The sequence below is a fragment of the Burkholderia sp. E168m23 genome (assembly GCF_016586125.1).
Taxonomy (GTDB): Bacteria; Pseudomonadota; Gammaproteobacteria; order Burkholderiales; family Burkholderiaceae; genus Burkholderia; species Burkholderia orbicola.
On sequence record NZ_BCPP01000787.1, the window covers coordinates 1 to 3,457 of the forward strand.

4 protein-coding genes are annotated in these 3,457 nt (G+C 69.3%); 2 read left to right on the top strand and 2 right to left on the bottom strand.

What is annotated here, in order from left to right; translation table 11 throughout:
- Both JMF90_RS29590 and JMF90_RS29595 read right to left on the bottom strand, forming a co-directional pair.
- Positions 1-1,534: DEAD/DEAH box helicase (locus JMF90_RS29590; protein WP_201325781.1), on the bottom strand; the 1,534-nt coding region annotated here is incomplete at its 3' end.
- Positions 1,535-1,891: 357 nt separating this feature from the next.
- Entirely contained in the window at positions 1,892-2,161 is a 270-nt protein-coding gene (locus JMF90_RS29595) for an acyl-CoA-binding protein (protein ID WP_006478462.1), read from the bottom strand.
- 147 nt (positions 2,162-2,308) lie between these two features.
- On the opposite strand from JMF90_RS29595, the gene tsaB reads away from it, so the two are divergent.
- A complete protein-coding gene (tsaB, locus tag JMF90_RS29600; protein ID WP_201316981.1) occupies positions 2,309-3,076 on the top strand; it encodes a tRNA (adenosine(37)-N6)-threonylcarbamoyltransferase complex dimerization subunit type 1 TsaB in 768 nt (255 codons plus the stop codon).
- A partial coding sequence (rimI, locus tag JMF90_RS29605; protein WP_201325782.1) for a ribosomal protein S18-alanine N-acetyltransferase occupies positions 3,073-3,457 on the top strand: 385 nt, incomplete at its 3' end. The genes tsaB and rimI, both read left to right, overlap by 4 nt.

The following is a 3,457-nucleotide window of genomic DNA, read 5'->3' on the forward strand; positions in this document are numbered from 1 at the left end:
AGTTGCTGCGGCGCGGGCCGCCGCTGCGCTGGCCGTCGCGACGCGGGCCGCCGTCACGGCTGCCGCCCGGCTTGCCGCTCCAGCCGCCGCCATTGCCGCCGCCGTAGCTGCGGCCATTGCCGTTGCCGCCATGACCGCCGCCCGGCTTGCCGCCGAAACGACGACCGCCGTTACCGCCGCCCGGACGGCCGCGGCCACCGGTGCCGCCGTTACGCGGGGGCGACTTGCGCGGCTCGAAACCTTCGATCACGTTGACCGGCAGCGGCGAGCGCACGAAGCGCTCGATGCGCTTGAGCGCGCCTTGCTCGGCGTGGTGCACGAGGCTCACCGCGATACCCGAACGGCCCGCGCGGCCGGTACGACCGATACGGTGCACGTAGTCTTCCGCGAACTTCGGCAGGTCGTAGTTGAACACGTGCGTGATGCCCGGGATGTCGATGCCGCGTGCCGCGACGTCGGTGGCAACCAGCACGCGCACGCGGCGCTCGCGCAGCGCACGGATCGTGCGGTTGCGCGCGCCCTGCGGCAGGTCGCCGTGCAGCGCGGCCGATTCGAAGCCTGCGTCGGCGAGACGGCCGGCGAGCTGGTCGGCGTCGATCTTGGTCGCCGTGAAGATGATCGCCTGGTCGAGCGCGTCGTCGCGCAGCAGGTGATCGAGCAGGCGATCCTTGTGATCGCGGTCGTCGACGTAATGGACGGTCTGCGCGATGTTCGCGCGCGATTCGAGGCGCTGCTGGATCTCGATCCGTTCCGGATCCTTCAGCAGGCGGCTCGTCAGCGAACCGATCTTGCCGTCGAGCGTGGCCGAGAACAGCATCGTCTGGCGCGATTCCGGCGTGGCGGCGACGATCGTTTCGATGTCTTCGATGAAGCCCATGTCGAGCATGCGGTCGGCTTCGTCGAGCACGAGCATCTTCAGTTCGGACAGGTCGATACGGCCGCGCTCGAGGTGATCGAGCAGCCGGCCCGGCGTGGCAACCAGGATTTCCGGGTTCTTCGCGAGCAGCATCAGCTGCTGGCCGTAGGCGACGCCGCCCAGGATGCTGACCGTGCGCAGGCGCTTCAGGTGCTTGCCGTACGTCGATGCGGCCGTCGTGACTTGCATCGCGAGTTCACGGGTCGGCGTCAGCACGAGCAGGCCCGGGCGCGCGACGGGTTGCGGGCGGCGCACGCGGCGGTCGCCCTGGTTCGGTTCACGCGGCGCGCGCGGTTGCTGCGCCTGGGTCTTCTGGAGCTGCGCGAAACGTTCGATCGCGGGCAGCATGAATGCGGCCGTCTTGCCCGAACCGGTCGGGCTCGACACCAGCAGGTCGCGGCCGGCGATGCCGGCCGGAATCGCGCGCTGCTGGACCGGCGTCGGCTTCACGTAGCCGGCGGCCTGCAGCGCGGAGACGATCTCCGGCGACAACCCGAGCGACGCGAAGCTCGGCTCGTCCGACGCCGGTTCGACCGCGGCCGGTGCGGCGGCGTCGTCGAGACCGAGCGCCTGGTCGGCGATCGCGTTGAGCGGGCTGGAGTTGATGCTCGAAGTCATAACAATCCTTGAAACACAGTGGGTGAAACGTCGGCGCCAATCGCGCATACCCAAGTCGTCGGATTCAGCGAGCAAATCGGGAAACGGGTGCAATCCGCCGAACCGTCGGCGGATGAGGCATTAGAAGCTGTTTTGGGTGCGGCGCGCTTCAGGAGCGGGGCCGCCAGCCTAGTTGACGACCGCAAGGGTCGAAGCAGGAGGGGACAGGTTCTAAACCGGATTGGAGCTTAACGCTACGAGGCGTCGGGCCGGAACGGCTTGCGAGCCGAGCGCGGGAGGTGACGCAGGCCGCATTATAAAGAAATTTGCTGCGCTGCGCCACTGATTTGATTGCCGATTGCGGAAGCGTCGATTCCGTCAGGACGCCGTGCCGTTTTTCAGCGATTCGACGAGTTCGATGTACTGCTGCTTCGCCGCATCCTGCGACGTACCCTTCAGCGCTTCCCAGGCATCGTACTTGTATTTGCCGACGATGTCGGTGAAGCCCGGCTTGTCGCCGTGCGCATCGCCGTCGGTCGCCTGCTTGAAGAGCGCGTACAGGCGCAGCAGGGTCAGGTTGCCCGGCCGTTCCGTCAGTTGCTTGACGTCGATCTGGGCCTGGTCGAATTGGGCGGTGAGTTCGCTCATCGGGTGTCTCCGTAAGGGTTTCAGATCGGCCGATCTTAACAAGCGGGCCGTCGCGCGGGGTCGAGCGATCCTTCCAAACCGCCGCCGGCGCCGCCCGCGCGCACAGATCGGGCCCGATCGCCCGTGGGAGCGGGGCGGCGCATTACAATGTCGGCCATGACGCAAACAGTGCTTCTCGCCATCGATACGTCGACCGAATACTGCTCGGTCGCGCTGCTGCGCTCGGCCTCGGCCGATGACGCCGTTTCCACCCCGCAGACCTGGGTCCGCCACGAGCCGACGGGCGCCGTGTCGAGCACGCGCGTGCTGCCGGCGATCCAGGAACTCTTCGCCGAATCCGGGCTGACGCTCGCCGACTGCGACGCGATCGCATTCGGCGCGGGCCCCGGCTCGTTCACGGGCCTGCGTACCGCGACGGGCATCACCCAGGGCCTCGCGTTCGGGGCCGGGCTGCCGGTCGTGCCGATCGGCACGCTGCTCGCATGCGCCGAGCGCGCGCGGCTGCGCGCGCCCGGCACGACCCGCGTGCTCGCCGCGCTCGACGCGCGGATGGACGAAGCCTACTGGGCGGATTTCGAATGGGACGACGGCGCCGGTGACTGGCGCACGCTGCATCCGGCGTCGCTCGACGCGCCGGGCGCCGTCGGCGTACCCGATGCGCCGTTCACGCTCGCCGGCAATGCGGCCGCGGCGTTCGGCGCGCAGTTGCCGGCCGCCGCGCGGGCGGCCGCGATCGACGGCGAGGCGTTGCCGCATGCGCTGGCGGTCGCGCATGCCGCGCTGCGCGCGTTCCGCGCCGGGCGGGCGGTGCCGGCCGACCAGGCCGCGCCCGAATACGTGCGTGACAAGGTCGCGCAGACCACCGCCGAGCGCATCGCGGCACGGGCCGCGCAGACGGGCGGAGCGAAGGGATGACGGGTGTCCTGCTGAGCGACCGCTATCTGGCGCCGATGACGGACGCCGACCTCGACGAAGTCGTCGCGATCGAGCACGTCGCGTACGAATTCCCGTGGAGCCGCGGCAATTTCGAGGATTCGTTGCGCAACGGCTATCTGGGCGTGTGCCTGCGGCACGTGACGGGGTCGCTCGTCGGCTATTGCGTGCTGATGCCCGTGGTCGACGAGATGCATCTGCTGAACCTGTGCGTCGCGCCGGCCGCGCAGCATGCGGGCGCCGGCCTCGCGCTGCTGCGCGAGGCGGTGCGCATTTCTCGCGCGGAGGGGCTCGACGGCGTGCTGCTCGAAGTGCGGCCGTCCAATCCGCGCGCGATTCATCTGTACGAGCGCTTCGGTTTCG